This is a genomic window from cf. Phormidesmis sp. LEGE 11477 (assembly GCF_015207105.1).
In the GTDB taxonomy this organism is placed as follows: Bacteria; Cyanobacteriota; Cyanobacteriia; order Phormidesmidales; family Phormidesmidaceae; genus Phormidesmis.
Window position 1 is genome coordinate 19,526 of sequence record NZ_JADEXO010000004.1, and the last position, 14,275, is coordinate 33,800.

A 14,275-nucleotide genomic window follows, 5' to 3' on the forward strand; every position below is an offset into this window, starting at 1 on the left:
ATTTGCCTATAGTCTCTAGCCGTAAATATACATAGGACATACTCAATGGTTGCGTTGACCTCGCCCCAGCTTCAAACGGATGTTCGGATCGGTTTGGGCAAAGTTTTACTCGTCGAGGATGAAGAGCTAATCCGCGAGACAGTGGCGCTATCCCTGGCTGATGAAGGGTTTGAAGTCTGCGTAGCCGATAACGGCCAACGCGCGTTAGAAATGATTCTAGGGGGCCTAGAGCGAGGCGGAGCAGAAAAAACTCAGCAGGCTATCTCAGACATCAACCTGATTATTCTAGACCTGATGCTTCCTGGCATGAACGGGCTCGACCTTTGCCGTTTGGTTCGGCATCAAGGCATCGACATTCCCATCCTCATCCTCAGCGCCAAAGGCACCGAGACCGACCGCGTCCTCGGTCTCGAAGTCGGTGCAGACGACTATCTCACCAAGCCCTTTGGCATCCGTGAACTGATCGCCCGCTGTCGGGCGTTGCTAAGACGCTGCCAGTCACAGGCCAAACCCGACGACGAAAAATCCATCCTCCGCTTTGCCGAGATTGCCCTGCATACCGATGAATGCCGCGTCTTTCTAGGCAGCACCGAAGTCAGCCTTTCTCCCAAAGAATTTAAAATTCTAGAATTACTGCTCAGTCAGCCCAAGCGCGTTTGGTCGCGCAACCAGATTATCGATCAGGTCTGGGGTTACGATTTTATGGGTGATAACAAGACAGTAGACGTCCATATTCGCTGGCTGCGCGAAAAGCTAGAAGAAAATCCTAGCCAGCCCAAATATCTAAAAACCGTACGCGGCTTTGGCTATCGCTTAGGTTAGTTTTAGTTTTCTACTGGAATGGACTTCTATTCAGTCTCAGACCACTACCACAGGGGCGTAGCTAAAGACTGGCGCTTAATACTGGCGAATGACGAATGCGAGTTGCGATCGCATCTCAGTATTGGTGTTTCGGCGCGATGATTTTGGCTTCAGTCTCTCAGCCTGCTGCATTGGGAACGCTGGTCGTAACCGTTCCTACGATTGAGCTGGGTTCATGAGCACCAAAGTTCGCTATCTAAGAAAATTACAACAGTTACCATTCGCTCGATTTTTGCGGTTTGGCATTGTTGGGTTCAGCGGCGTGTTTGTTGACCTTATTGTCTTTCATCTATTGCGAACTGAGATTGGATTAGCGCGATCGCCCAGTATCCTTTTCTCTATCGAAGCCGCCATCATCAACAACTTCTTCTGGAATGATGCCTGGACATTTGCCGATATCGCCCAGCAGCAAAAGGGCTGGCCAGCTAGGTTTCAACGATTTTTAAAATTTCACTCTGTCTGTTTGATCGGCGCTGCACTGCAATATCTTTTGATTGAGGGAATTTTGCTACTGCCGTTTGTGCAACAGATTCCGGCTCTGGTGAGTCAAGTAGCGGTTGGGAAATGGACGCATACGGCGGATGAGTACGTTGCCAAGGTGAGCGCGATCGCCCTCGTCACCCTTTGGAACTTCTGGCTCAATCTCAAGCTGAGCTGGCGTAGATAAATGCAGATAGAGGATAGCATTAGAGACTGCGACAATAAGAGCGTTTGTAATCAGACTTTGCTTCTAGCTACCGAGCAAGTCCAAAAACATCTTGACCGCCGGGGCAGGTGGGGTGCTAGCCAGTGTCGCTGCGCCAATGACTCGATCTAGCCGAACTGGTAGCGATCGCACATACACATCATCTGGAATTGGCATGGCCGCCAGCCGAGGCAAAATCGCTGCCCCTAGCCCCTGCGCTACCATACTGACGATCGTAGAATCTTCCTTGATCACATACGCCACCTCAAAAGACTGTCCCCACTTCTCCCAGTGCTCTCTGACCGCGCTGGTACATTCAGCGTAGTTAAACAAAATAAAAGAATACGCAGATAGCGCTTCCCAGCTTAAATCCTTGGGTGGGGGCGGCTCACTCTTTGGTAATAGCACTACGTACTCATCTCGGGTGATTTCAACCGTCCGAAATTCTTCCGATCGGGGCAGGGAGATTAGGCCGATATCGGTTTGCCCTTCTCTCAAAGACTGTTCTACTCCAGCAGGGTCTAGCTCAACAAGAACAACTTCTACATAGGGAAATCGATTCCTAAAGCGAGCAATATTCGCTGGCAATAGGTGAGTAGCCGCACTGCGAAAAGAAGAGATTCGCAACCGCGATTTGTACAGCCCTTTTTCTAGATTGACTTCGTAATCTATCAGTTCTCTGATATCTAGCATCTGATGGGCATGGACTATTACCCGTTCGCCTACAGGCGTTAGCCTAGCGCCCGAACGCCCCCGGATGAATAGCGGCACGCCCAGCTCAGCTTCTAGAGATGCGATCGCCCGGCTGACTGCAGACTGTGATATCTCCAAATGCATGGCCGCGTCCGAGAAGGTTCCGTGCGTTACTATCGCCGCCAGCACCTCTATCTGAAAGATGTTCATACCCGTTATCTATTCGCTTTCCGCATAGATGTGCGTCATCAGACGGTTTGATTCCTCTATGAAGCTGAGGCTAAGGTGAAGCCAGCTTGCAAGAACAAGCTGTAAGCCATCAGGCCAGCTATCTCCAGGCCAGCTATCCCTAGGGGCGATCGCATTCTAGCGACTACCAATGTACTAGAGAAAGTTGTACTAGAGAAAGTGGGCAAAGTAATCAAAGTAGTTCAACCACACGCTCCGATTTAAAGGGCTCTTCCTCGTCATGTTCCAGCTACTCGACTTTAAAAAGTTCAGAGACACACCTAGCGTTCAGTTTTTTGATATCACCGTTCCTACCTCCAACGCGAGAGATCTGGTGTACCACGAGGGCCCTGCCATCAGCCCAAACAACGATACGAATAACGCCTGGCAGTTCTATCTCCATTCTTACCAAGAAGACAATCTACTGGCGCTTTCGGGCGGGCGTACCTTTCACCTGATCAACTTCGAGTGGGCTCACCCTTATCATGTGGTGCGCCTAGATGCCAACCGTCATATCCTCCGCATTCCACCCGGTACTTTTCATCGTTCGGAATCTGATATCAAAGGTTCGCTAGTTATTAACCAGGCAGTGCGATCTGAAGCAACAAACGTTCAGCGTGAGTTTAGAGTCTATAGCAGTAATGATATTCCTAAGCTGCGTGACCTGCTGGCTGCTCGAATGCGTCCCTTCTACCACGGGTTTGACGAAATAGCGTTTCCTCAAGCTGCCTGATAGAGCGGCAGAGCAAGCCCTACCTCAACCGGGTAACCAACGTCACACAGCAAGCCTAAGATCATTGCAAAGGATTATCTATGCGTCTGTTTCCAAATCTATTGCCCCGATTGGAACAGTGCCTTCTAAAATAGAAAGCTAACGTTGAAGCGCCATTTTCGAAACCGAAAACCCTTTGCAATGACCCAGCTCAGCCCAGCCAGCACATCCTCTTCTCAACCAACTTCTAATCGACTGGCTTCCGGGCCAGAATCTGCTCAGCCGCGACAGGCCCAGCCAGAACGAGGTAAACCAGAACTGGGTAAGCCAGCATTGGATAGAGTGCTGATTTTTGATACCACGCTGCGCGATGGTGAGCAGTCACCTGGGGCCACGATGAACGTAGCCGAAAAGCTGGCAGTTGCCCGGCAGCTAGCCAGGCTGAATGTGGACATTATCGAAGCTGGATTTCCATTTGCTAGCCCTGGCGACTTTGAAGCAGTCCGTGCGATCGCCAGCGAAATCGGTACGCCAGATGGTCCGACTATTTGCGGCTTAGCTAGGGCGACTAAAAGAGATATCGAAGCGGCTGCCAAGGCAGTGGCTCCTGCTGATAAAGGTCGGATCCACACCTTTATTGCGACTTCAGATATCCATATGAAGTACAAGCTCAAAAAGTCTCGCTCGGAAGTACTGGCGATCACTGAAGAGATGGTGGGCTTGGCCAGCAGCTTTACTGACGACGTGGAATTTTCCCCAGAAGATGCCGGTCGCAGTGAGCCCGAATTTCTATACGAAGTTTTGGAGCAGGCGATCCGCTCTGGTGCAACCACGTTAAATATTCCAGATACCGTCGGCTATCTGACGCCGGGTGAATTTGGCAATCTGATTCGCGGTATCAAGCAAAACGTCCCCAGTATCGCTCGAGCAGTCATCTCAGTTCATGGCCATAATGATCTAGGGCTGGCTGTTGCTAACTTTCTAGAAGCGGTCAAAGCAGGTGCGCGTCAGTTAGAATGCACCATCAACGGAATTGGAGAACGCGCTGGCAATGCTGCCTTAGAAGAGCTAGTCATGGCTTTGCACGTGCGGCGGCAGTATTTTAATCCGTTCTTTGGTTTACCGACAGACTCCGAAGCACCACTCACCAATATCAAGACTCCAGAACTCTACAAGTCTTCTCGCCTAGTTTCTAATGTTACGGGCATGCTAGTGCAGCCCAATAAGGCCATTGTCGGTGCCAATGCCTTTGCTCACGAATCGGGCATTCATCAAGACGGCGTGCTGAAAAACCGTCTGACCTACGAGATTATGGACGCCCAGCTGATCGGCCTCAATGACAATCAAATTGTCTTGGGCAAGCATTCGGGCCGCAATGCGTTTCGCACCCGTTTAAAAGAATTGGGATATGACCTCGGCGATCAGGATTTAAACAGAGCATTTTTGCGGTTTAAAGATATTGCCGATAAGAAAAAAGAGATTAGCGATCGCGATCTAGAAGCCATTGTTAATGACGAAACCCTGCAAGTCGCGGAGCACTTCAAAGCCGAGCTGATTCAGGTTTCTTGTGGCAGCAATGCCCAGCCCACAGCCACCATCACCATTCGCACCCCCGACGGCCAAGAGCTGACCGATGCCTCTATTGGTACGGGCCCAGTAGACGCTATCTATCGAGCTATTAACCGAATCGTAGATATTCCTAACGATCTAATCGAATATTCTGTTCAATCAGTCACCGCTGGTATTGATGCCATGGGCGAAGTCACCATCCGCCTGCGCCACGGTGAAAGAATCTACTCTGGTCACGCAGCGAATACAGATATCGTCGTCGCCTCTGCCTATGCATACATCAGCGCCCTCAATCGCCTGCATACAGCGATACAGGCTGGCACTAGCGTTCACCCTCAGCGCGATAAAGTGCCTGTAGGCACAGGAATTTAGCAGGGGTTTAGCTGATCAGCTCAGGAAATATGGACTAGTTGAGGAGGCACTTGATTCATAGCGTACTAAGCTTCTTAAGAACGCCAACAATCTCATACAAGTCGTTTCCTGGATTGTTCAGAGAATACGTTTTAGATAGAGCATACAGGCCAGTATCCGCCTGAAGCTTGACGAAGACAAACTCCGTTCCATTGGTGATCAAGCCAAAGTAGGGGCGTTCCTGCTGCTGACTGCTCGCCATATAAGCAAGCGTTTGTGGTAACCCTATATTTAAGCTAAACTGCGAGCCTTTTGCCTCAATGACAGATACCCATAAGCTGCCATCGACGACTAAAACATCGATTCGACCCCGGATGGTTTCTTCCTCAGCTTCTACCGCTATACTCATGGCTTTCTCTGCGAACGTGCGAAACGGCTGCTGATAAAAGCCAGCGACTGACAACACAGGTGAAATAACTACCATCTTGACTAAAGCTTCCTGCACAGGATATTCGGTTAGATACAGAAAACCAGCTTGAGCTTGATCTAAGGTCTCTTTGCCATGCTCATCTATCTCGCAGGAAGCATCCTGCCATTCTGTAAAAAAGTCAGAACTGTTTTCTAGCCGAAGCTGAAACTTGTCTTTTACCTCGCGTAGCGTCAGTCTGTTAGCTTGCAGAACTTTGAACATATTTTAGTCCAAGAAACATCTCCTACTCTTCTGTCCATCTTCCTATTATAATGAGCAGTCTAATACCCAGGAAGCTGAGGGTAGTGATCGGGTTGGGTGATAGAGCGCAGCCGCTCGAATGTGCCGCCCGTGAGGTTTTTCCCAGCTTTTAGGCCCATTTTCATCAAAACGTTCGGGCCGGGGACGACCTTGATGCCGAGCTGTTGCAGCATCGAAAGACTATCGCCGAGTCCCCAGTGTTCAACAATTTTGCTGTGGCTGACGCGATCGATATGCATAACGCTAAAGCTGATCTGCTTGCCGGTAGCCGGAATTCCTTTAAAGTTGCCGAGGTGAGTTCCAGTGAAAATGCCACAGGTGGTGACCTTGTCTTTACGGGCAACGGTCTGGCTGAAATGATGGCGACCGTCTGGGAAAGCGTTGTATACCTCTGTGCCGAGCGCAGCAAATCCAGCCTGTGTGAGCGGTGCTTCTACACCAGCCATATGCGCGACTAAATCTGGCGACAGTAGAGACAGGCCAGTTTGCAGATGGCGATCGTCAAAAGCTTTGTAGAAGCGTAGGACTAGCGCTTGGTTTTGAACGGTCAGTAGGTCGTGAAACATAGCTAGCCCGCTGAAGAATCATTATGTGGCTTGAGTAGGCAAATTATACGGCATCTCTAACGGCGATCGCATTCGCCGACCATCAGTAGTTTTTTAGGGGCTTCTTAGAAGGCTCTCATCTTTTGATCGGGCGATCGCACCAAAATAAATCACAGCAAAAACGCACCAGCTATAGGGAAATTATCATGGTAGAAATGAACGTAGATGGCCCCACTGTCGTTAGCACACCGATCACCCGGCGAGTCTCACTAGTGTTGCTACTGACTCGGATTAGTATCTTTATCGCGATGTTTATCTGGGTAATTGATAAATTTGCCAGACCAGAGCACGTTGCTGCTGTCTTTGAATCTTTCTATGGAATCAGCGGAGTTGGCGCGCTGGCATCGTATGCATTAGGCGCGGTTCAGCTATTAATTATGCTTGGCTTTCTGATTGGCTTTCAAAAGCGAATTACTTACGGTCTCGTGCTGTTGATGCATACCGCTTCTACGCTAATCTCTTTTCCGAAATATCTAGCGCCGTTTGAATCTGCCAATATTTTATTCTATGCTGCTTGGCCGATGCTAGCCGCCTGCTTTGCCCTCTACTATCTTAGAGACTTAGACACGCGCGCAGCAGTCGAATAGAGATGCCTTTACCTAAAGGTAGTCGTTTAGCGCATGTTCTGCTTTCTCGTATGTCGACGCTAAACACGTACATCTGAAGATACTTTTAGGTATAGAGCTAGGTATAGAGCTGCTAGCTGTCGATCACAATACTAGCCACCTCAGCGCTGTATCAGACGGTACAATAGTCGACAGCGTGTCTTGTCAAGAGGTTTCAATATGATTTCTGCGGTGCCTGCTCTGCTCCATCTAAGGAGTCAGCGAATAGGCGATTGGATAGGGTCTGTATCTTGTCTTCTATTGACTGTGGGCATGTTGCTCATAGGAGGGGCTGTGCCTAGCGCGATCGCCGCGCCCTCTCATGCGTCTACGGAGACAAAAGCCTACATCATTTCTCCTACCGACGGTCAAACAGTCTCCCCAGAATTCACGGTTAAGTTCGGCCTAGCTGGAATGGGCATTGCTCCGGCTGGCGTGGATAAACCAGGCACTGGGCACCACCACCTACTGATCGACGTAGACGAGCTGCCTAGTTTAGAAGACCCGCTGCCGGCGACAGCTCAGATCAGGCACTTTGGCGGCGGCCAGACAGAAGCCACTATCGAGCTACCCGCTGGTGAACATACGCTTCAGCTGCTGCTGGGTAACTATACTCATATACCGCATGACAATCCGGTACTTTCAAAGAAGATTGAGATCACGGTGGAATAGCGGTTCTAATAGATGCTTCTGTCCATCCGTAGTCCAGCTATTAGTGCTTGCTCTATCCATAAACTGAGCTATTCATAATCAAAGCCCCGATCGTCTTATCGCGACCGGGGCTTTTGACTAGTTTTATTGGCTCTATCTATTGACTCTAATAGATCATCTTTAGCAGATTATCCGCCTAACAATGCCTAACAATGAAAAAGGAAACTTAGCCAATAATTTTCTCCACAATCACTCGAACCAATTAGACTAGTCGTCTCGCTCTAGAGAATCGTTAGACATTCCAGGCAAAACGCTCTTGGCATTGCCAGGGTAGATCTCAGCCATGTTTTCAACAGCGTCTCCGGTTTCTTCTGCAATGCGTTCTATCCGCTCTCCAGGGTTGCCTTTTAGCTGCTTGTTCTCGGCTCTCCACTGAGCGGTGGTAACCGGGCGTCCGTCCGCTTCACCACGGGTGATCATGTCATTGAGCATAGCTTTGGTGCTGCCACTGAGGCTAGAGCTGTCTATGCTAGTGGTCAGTAAAAACATGCCAACGAAGGCGATCGCAACAAAGCTCTGTAGCCGCTGGCCGATCTGAAGCTGCTTTAGCTGACGAACAAATGCTGTTACAGCGCGAGTGGTCGCTTTAAACATAAAGATGTAGTCTCCTTATTTTTTCCTAATTTTATTTCTCTAGACAGCATAGGGGTGTGGCTAAACAAAAAGCTTCTAACAAAGGAGATAGACTGCCTAACCTCAATGACATAGATTCAACGGCGTCAGTGCTGCCACAGACCTAGCTTCATTACAGCATTTTGGATAATTACGAGGAAAGCAACCCCTATCATCACACTGAGTAAAACTCGATTGCCGTAGAAGAGCAAAGATGCGACCACTGAATTTCTGCCTAACTTCTCGGTGGAATTCTCGTCTAACTGCTCACCTGCTCTTTCACCCATTGTCTCATTCTGCCGATTGCTCAAGTTAGCCTCTGGCCTATTATCCTGAAATTTTCTATCCTGAAGTTTCCACATCATTAGCGCTGGTACTATCCCGAACAAGATGGAATTGCCAAAAGCCCCTGCCCAGCTCACTGCGCTCAAGAAGATATTGGGATTAAGCGCCGATAGCGCTAGCGGTGGCAACAAAATCAGAGCATAAAATAGCACTTTTCTCAAGATAAGATTGCTGGGCCTGAAGTCTCTAAAAACATCTTCAAACACGCTGAATAGACCTAGCGCAAACCCAATAAAAGAAGTCGCGATCGCAAATTCAGAAAATACTGACGCTGCCGTCTGTATCTCAGGTCGACCCAAGCCGCCTCTTAGCAATTCAGTCGGCTCTAGCCCGTCGAGCCAGCCGCCTCGCCAGTCCACACTACCCAAAATCACTGCATTCCAGACGACAAACATCACCAGCGGTACCAAAGAGCCTAAGACAATTGCCCGTCGCACCCGCTGCTTGTCTCCTTCTAGCTGATGAGTGACAATCGGCACCACATTCTGATATACAAAAGCAACAAACATCACCGGAATAATAGCGCCCGCTGCCTCCCAGTGCTGATTAGCCCAGCGCGAGACCTCGACTTTCTCTAAAGTCAGCCACAGCAGCCGTACAAAAGCAGCCACGACAACCGCCACCAATATATTGTTCAATCCACTAACGAAACGCTCACTTCCCCAAAAGAGAATGCCACCAAAAACCAGGACGAAAATAAGATGACCCATCCAGGCAGTCGAAAGAGCAGGAATTGAAAAGGATAGGGATGAGTTTTTTAGCGCAGCGGTAAGGATACTGCCACCTCTAGAGACATAGGCTACGAGTAGTGCGTAGTGAATAAAGATATAGACAGCTCCAGAGGCGATCGCACCGCGCCGACCCAGGCTGTTTTGGATGGTCGCCAATAGACCTACCTGCGATCGCCCTATTCGCTGCATTACCCGTAGATTTACTTCTGCAATTAGCAGACCAGAGATCAGCATATACAGCCACGACAGCAGCATCAAAACCGTCGAAGGCAGCAATCCTGCGGGTGTCGTCACCAGCGGCAATGCCAAAATACCGGCTCCAACTGTCGTCCCAGCGATCAAGGTAGCGCTGTCAAACACGCTGCCTTGGCGGTGCCTTAGCCGGGTGCCGCTAAGTTCTAAGTTTGAGAAAAGGGTCATATAAGAACGCGGCGTCAAATATAAGAGTAAGCAATGGAGTCACGCAGGTAAGCGTAGGCTACCGCAGCAAAACGTCTGCCTGCTTTTGGGCAGAAATTTGTATCCTAAGATACAAACAGCTAGGCCGGAAGGGAGAACTAATGCTGGGGTGAAGCTGCTTACATTGTAGAGTTGGGAAATATTACATAAATTGAGGAGATAATATATGAGAACTAGATCAGTGAATAATAAACCGAGCAGCCAGGCAACTGCCTTCAAGCTATTGACAGCAGCTTCTCTATTTTTGCTACCAGCGTGTGGATCGCCTCAGACTACTGATACCGCTGCTGAAGAAGCCAATGTTACCAGCGAAGAGCTAGTTGACGACACCGCCAGCTACGTAGGTGAAGAGGTGACTATTCGGGGTGAGGTTGAAGCTACCGTCGACGAGACTGCTTTCTTGATGGCAGACGATGACTACTTTAATGGAGAAGGCATCTTAGTGATTAATGCTTCTTCAGAGCCTTTTGTTGTTCCTGATGTCGGTGAGACTCAAGTGCAGGTCACTGGACAGGTCGAGACTTTTGCGATGACGGCTGTCTCTACAGAATATGGCCTGACCTTAGATGCTGATCTATACAATGAGTACGAAGACCAGCCCGTTATTATTGCCCAATCAATTGCGCTGGCTCCTGACCCAGGTGATATCACAGCAAATCCAGAGTTCTATTACGATAAGCGAATTGCCGTAGAGGGCGAAGTCGAAGATATTCTCGAATCTGGTCTATTCACCCTAGATGAAGATGAGCTGTTTGGTGGAGACGATCTATTAGTCATTCCTGGCGAGCTAGCCTCGACAGTTCAAGAAGATGAGATTGTCACCGCAACTGGCGTGCTGCGTCCCTACATCGCAGCCGACTTTGAAAGGGACTACGATTTGCAGTGGGATCTTTCTGTACAAAAAACTATTGAAGCTGAGTACGAAACCAAGCCCGTATTTGTTGCAGATATGGTTTATCCTTCCGCCGTACCCGAATAAACTAGGGCTATGACTCAACCAAAGAAAGTTAGAAAGTGACGCTAGCGGTTGATTCTCGTATCATTCTCTTTTGATACACCCTAGCTCTAGAGCACATGTATCTAGATCATATAAAGCAGACAAGAGCACATGGATGGCGAGTTCATCTGTGTGCTCTTTTTCAGAATCAAACCGCCGCAGAATCAAATACTTTCCTTCTCTAGCCGCTTTCGCTCTGCCAGCTTCAGCATGATTTCCGCGTGCATTTCCCTTGTTAGCGGATAGAAATACACCAGTACCATGCCACAAATAAGAAGTACTAGCGGCACTGGCCCCGCAAAGAAGCGAATCGCCGTCAGCGCTGACTCGGACTGCTGATCCAGGTTTTGATCAAAGCCGGAGACTTCTAGCGCTAGGCCCACTAGATAGATACCTAGCGCCAGTCCAATCTTTTGCAGCAGCGTCATAAAAGCATAAAACGTGCCTTCGCGTCGCCGCCCCGTGTTCAGCTCGTCTAGCTCAATCACATCCGGCAAAATAGACCACGGCACCACATAGGCCGTCGCTACACCAAAGCCTGCGATCGCACACAGCCCAAACAAAATCCCTGTCTGTCCCGGCTGTAAAAAGAACAGGGCCACCTGTACTAGAACCCAAATCCCTGAGCCTAAAAAATACAGATTCTTCTTACCAATTCGCTTGCTCAGCGCCGCACAGACAAACATCATAGCGATCGCCGCCCCCTGCACAATCAGCGCCAGCAGGCTGCCGTCCACATTCATCCAGTACTTGCCATAAAACGGAATCACCGCCGCCGTAATCTGGAGCGCCAACCAAGAAAACAGATAGATCCCCACTACAAACAAAAAAGGCCGATTGCGAACCACTACCCTTAGCTGCTGAGCAAAGGACTCTTGCTCTTCTTCGGCAACATCGCCTAGCGACACCCCTGCCGCTGTCGCCTTCTTGACCATGTAGCCGTAAGTGCCAAAAATGCACAGGTACAAAGTCACAATCGAAACCACCCCGCCCAAGATTCCCAGCACGATATACCTTTGGCCTTCATCTTCGATTACCTCAGAGAGCACGCCTGCTGCAATCAAGATTGATAGACCACCGACAATAGAAGAAGACAGCCGAAAAGAAGTCAGCGAGGTGCGCTCGTCGTAGTCCTGGGTCATCTCAGCGGTCAGCGTACTGTATGGCAGATTGGTGGTGGTGAAAAATAGCTGAAAGACCGATGTGATAGCAACGTAGTACCAAAAGCTCATCCATTCGTTTTCAAAGCCCGGTACGATCCAGATAAAGCAGTAGGACAACCCAAAAGGAATCGCGGTCAAGAACATCCACGGATAGCGGCGGCCCCAGCGCGTGTTGATGCGATCGCTAAACAATCCCACCAGCGGATCGTTAATCGCATCCCAAACTTTGCCAACTGCCAGCACAGAACCCGCCACCACAGGCCGCATTCCTACCACATCTGTTAAAAAAATCAGTAGAAAAAATGATAAAAACTGAGAAGTGAGCCCCGCGCCGATATCACCCGCGCCATAAGCCAGCTTTACTGGTAGCGTTAGTTTGGGCGACGGATAGTTCACCGTGGCGTGCGGCTGTGGCTCTAAATTAGCCATAAGAAAACCCTGTATAAACCCTGTATAAATAAATAACCGTGGTGTAAGCCCGGCAGCACTCGCAGGCAAGATGCCCCCTCATCCAATGTCAGACCTTCAAGCCCCCACTTCCCAACCCTCTAACTTTCAAGCTTCAAGTCTTCAGCCCCCCGACCTTCAAGCCCCTGACCTTCAAACCCAGAACTTTCACGATTCAGACTCTCAAGCTTTAGACTCTCAGACCACCGATCTTTATGTAACCTGGTCAGATTACCACCGCAGCATCGAACAACTGGCACTGATGGTACACCGCTCTGGCTGGCAGTTTAATCAGATTGTGTGTTTAGCCAAAGGCGGTCTGCGAATCGGCGATATCCTGTGCCGCATCTCTGATCGTCCGCTAGCTATTCTCTCGACCGCTTCTTATGGTGGAGAAGGCAACCGCACTCGCGGCTCGATTACTTTCTCTAAAGACCTCAGCATGACCACTGCCAACGTCGGCTCACATATTCTGCTAGTCGATGATCTTGTTGATTCTGGTCAGAGTCTGAAACGTAGCATCTCGTGGCTACAGCACAAATATGGTTTTTACATAGATGAGATTCGCACAGCCGTGCTTTGGCACAAAGACTGCTCTGTGATCGAGCCTGACTACGCTGTCCACTACCTTCAGAACAACCCCTGGATTCATCAGCCCTTTGAGAAGTACGAGGATATGGACTGGACTCTATTAGCTGAGACCACTGAAGTCGCTGAAGTTGCTAAAACAGCTGATATCCCTGGCTAATCAACTTATCTCAGTGCATACCGATGGCTGAATCGTCACTATTTGCTATACACTAAACCCCGTCGCTCAAGCCTAATTCTGCTGCTGTGAGTAAGCCACCTACCGATCTGCCTTCTAACGAAATTCCTGTTGCTCGTCGAGAATCAGCAGAAGTTTCGCTAGCAGAGATTGAAAGCATCAATCTACGATCAAAGTCTTCTAGCAAAGGCATTTGGCTTTCGCTGCTGCTCTTGGGCCTGGTGGGGCTAGGCGGTCTTGGACTTTGGCAGAAAGAACGTACTAACTTCTATATCGGCAGTGCGATCGCCTATACCAAAAATACGGTTCTGCGCTGGCGAGGGAATAGTGATACAGCGCTCTCAAGTAGAGGGACCGATCGCTCAGGCGAAACCTCTGTTCCTACGGCCAGTTCAGCTATCGATGCCGTAGACACCACGGCTAGCGCTTCAGCAGATAGCTCCGCTGAAGCCTCAACAAATAGCCCAACTGCCGATAGCGCTCAACCCGAACAGCTACTGAATCATCGCCGCTACAGCGTGGCCGACATCAGCCAATTAGTACCGCTAGCGCCCGATAGCAATATTCTGCTTCAGCCGGAGGCGAAGGTAAAAATTGAGGCGATGCTAGCAGAGGCCAAGGCTGACGGTGTAAACCTAGGCGTTATCTCCGGTTTTAGAACGATAGAGGATCAAAACTATCTTTATTTTGATTTGAAAGCCGAGCGCGGTGAAAGTGCGAGCGTCCGCGCTGAAGTCAGCGCTCCGCCTGGATATAGCGAGCATCACACAGGTTATGCGGTTGATTTTGTCGATGAGAGCCAGCCAGCTACTTTCCTAGAAGAAAGCTTTGAAACCACGCCAGCCTACAAGTGGCTAGTCGCCAACGCCCCTTTTTACAACTTTGAGCTGTCCTTTCCAAAGGACAATGGGTCGGTAGCCTATGAACCCTGGCATTGGCGGTACGTCGGCAACCAAGAGAGTCTAGAATTGTTCTATAGATAGCTGTCAGATAGCTGGCAATTCT

The 14,275-nt window shown here is 49.5% G+C and carries 16 protein-coding genes; 10 read left to right on the forward strand and 6 right to left on the reverse strand.

What is annotated here, in order from left to right; genetic code table 11:
• The first annotated feature begins 45 nt into the window (after positions 1–45).
• From IQ256_RS02070 to IQ256_RS02075, 3 genes are all read left to right on the forward strand, one after another.
• On the forward strand, positions 46–822 hold the full coding sequence (locus tag IQ256_RS02070) for a response regulator transcription factor (RefSeq protein WP_193853804.1): 777 nt from the start codon (positions 46–48) through the stop codon (positions 820–822).
• 95 nt (positions 823–917) lie between these two features.
• Positions 918–1,040 (forward strand): hypothetical protein, encoded by a 123-nt coding sequence (locus IQ256_RS30000; RefSeq protein ID WP_255516180.1) that lies wholly within the window; start codon positions 918–920, stop codon positions 1,038–1,040.
• Positions 1,037–1,528, forward strand: coding sequence for a GtrA family protein (locus IQ256_RS02075; protein WP_193853805.1), 492 nt, complete (start codon positions 1,037–1,039; stop codon positions 1,526–1,528). The genes IQ256_RS30000 and IQ256_RS02075 overlap by 4 nt, the downstream gene beginning before the upstream one ends.
• Positions 1,529–1,591: 63 nt before the next feature.
• On the opposite strand, the gene IQ256_RS02080 is transcribed toward IQ256_RS02075, so the two are convergent.
• The gene (locus tag IQ256_RS02080; protein ID WP_193853806.1) at positions 1,592–2,449 is read right to left on the reverse strand and encodes a LysR family transcriptional regulator; all 858 of its coding nucleotides are present in this window, start codon (positions 2,447–2,449) and stop codon (positions 1,592–1,594) included.
• Positions 2,450–2,708: 259 nt separating this feature from the next.
• On the opposite strand from IQ256_RS02080, the gene IQ256_RS02085 reads away from it, so the two are divergent.
• Together IQ256_RS02085 and IQ256_RS02090 are read left to right on the forward strand one after the other, a co-directional pair.
• Complete coding sequence (locus IQ256_RS02085) at positions 2,709–3,200, forward strand: redox protein (protein ID WP_193853808.1); 492 nt, start codon at positions 2,709–2,711, stop codon at positions 3,198–3,200.
• 180 nt (positions 3,201–3,380) lie between these two features.
• Positions 3,381–5,120 carry a 2-isopropylmalate synthase gene (locus tag IQ256_RS02090; RefSeq protein WP_228024491.1) on the forward strand — a complete coding sequence of 580 codons (1,740 nt, stop codon included), beginning with the start codon at positions 3,381–3,383 and terminating at the stop codon, positions 5,118–5,120.
• Between the two features lie 55 nt (positions 5,121–5,175).
• On the opposite strand, the gene IQ256_RS02095 is transcribed toward IQ256_RS02090, so the two are convergent.
• Positions 5,176–5,790, reverse strand: coding sequence for a restriction endonuclease subunit R (locus IQ256_RS02095; RefSeq protein ID WP_193853810.1), 615 nt, complete (start codon positions 5,788–5,790; stop codon positions 5,176–5,178).
• A 59-nt stretch (positions 5,791–5,849) separates the two neighbouring features.
• Entirely contained in the window at positions 5,850–6,395 is a 546-nt protein-coding gene (locus IQ256_RS02100; RefSeq protein WP_193853812.1) for an ester cyclase, read from the reverse strand.
• A 185-nt stretch (positions 6,396–6,580) separates the two neighbouring features.
• Here IQ256_RS02100 and IQ256_RS02105 point away from each other — a divergent pair, with 185 nt between their 5' ends.
• The gene (locus IQ256_RS02105; protein ID WP_228024492.1) at positions 6,581–7,021 is read left to right on the forward strand and encodes a hypothetical protein; all 441 of its coding nucleotides are present in this window, start codon (positions 6,581–6,583) and stop codon (positions 7,019–7,021) included.
• Between the two features lie 198 nt (positions 7,022–7,219).
• Positions 7,220–7,711, forward strand: coding sequence for a DUF4399 domain-containing protein (locus IQ256_RS02110; protein WP_228024493.1), 492 nt, complete (start codon positions 7,220–7,222; stop codon positions 7,709–7,711).
• A gap of 246 nt (positions 7,712–7,957) precedes the next feature.
• Here the strand turns inward: IQ256_RS02110 and IQ256_RS02115 are convergent, their stop codons facing one another.
• Together IQ256_RS02115 and IQ256_RS02120 are read right to left on the reverse strand one after the other, a co-directional pair.
• The gene (locus IQ256_RS02115; protein WP_193853814.1) at positions 7,958–8,344 is read right to left on the reverse strand and encodes a hypothetical protein; all 387 of its coding nucleotides are present in this window, start codon (positions 8,342–8,344) and stop codon (positions 7,958–7,960) included.
• A 125-nt stretch (positions 8,345–8,469) separates the two neighbouring features.
• Positions 8,470–9,858, reverse strand: coding sequence for an amino acid permease (locus IQ256_RS02120; RefSeq protein ID WP_193853816.1), 1,389 nt, complete (start codon positions 9,856–9,858; stop codon positions 8,470–8,472).
• A 205-nt stretch (positions 9,859–10,063) separates the two neighbouring features.
• Between IQ256_RS02120 and IQ256_RS02125 the strand changes: the two genes are divergently transcribed.
• Complete coding sequence (locus tag IQ256_RS02125; RefSeq protein WP_193853818.1) at positions 10,064–10,876, forward strand: hypothetical protein; 813 nt, start codon at positions 10,064–10,066, stop codon at positions 10,874–10,876.
• A gap of 182 nt (positions 10,877–11,058) precedes the next feature.
• Here the strand turns inward: IQ256_RS02125 and IQ256_RS02130 are convergent, their stop codons facing one another.
• On the reverse strand, positions 11,059–12,486 hold the full coding sequence (locus tag IQ256_RS02130; protein ID WP_193853819.1) for an MFS transporter: 1,428 nt from the start codon (positions 12,484–12,486) through the stop codon (positions 11,059–11,061).
• 85 nt (positions 12,487–12,571) lie between these two features.
• On the opposite strand from IQ256_RS02130, the gene IQ256_RS02135 reads away from it, so the two are divergent.
• Positions 12,572–13,252, forward strand: coding sequence for a phosphoribosyltransferase (locus IQ256_RS02135; protein ID WP_255516181.1), 681 nt, complete (start codon positions 12,572–12,574; stop codon positions 13,250–13,252).
• 86 nt (positions 13,253–13,338) lie between these two features.
• Positions 13,339–14,253, forward strand: a complete 915-nt coding sequence (locus tag IQ256_RS29380) for a D-alanyl-D-alanine carboxypeptidase family protein (protein ID WP_370623327.1) — start codon at positions 13,339–13,341, stop codon at positions 14,251–14,253.
• The last annotated feature ends 22 nt before the right edge of the window (positions 14,254–14,275 follow it).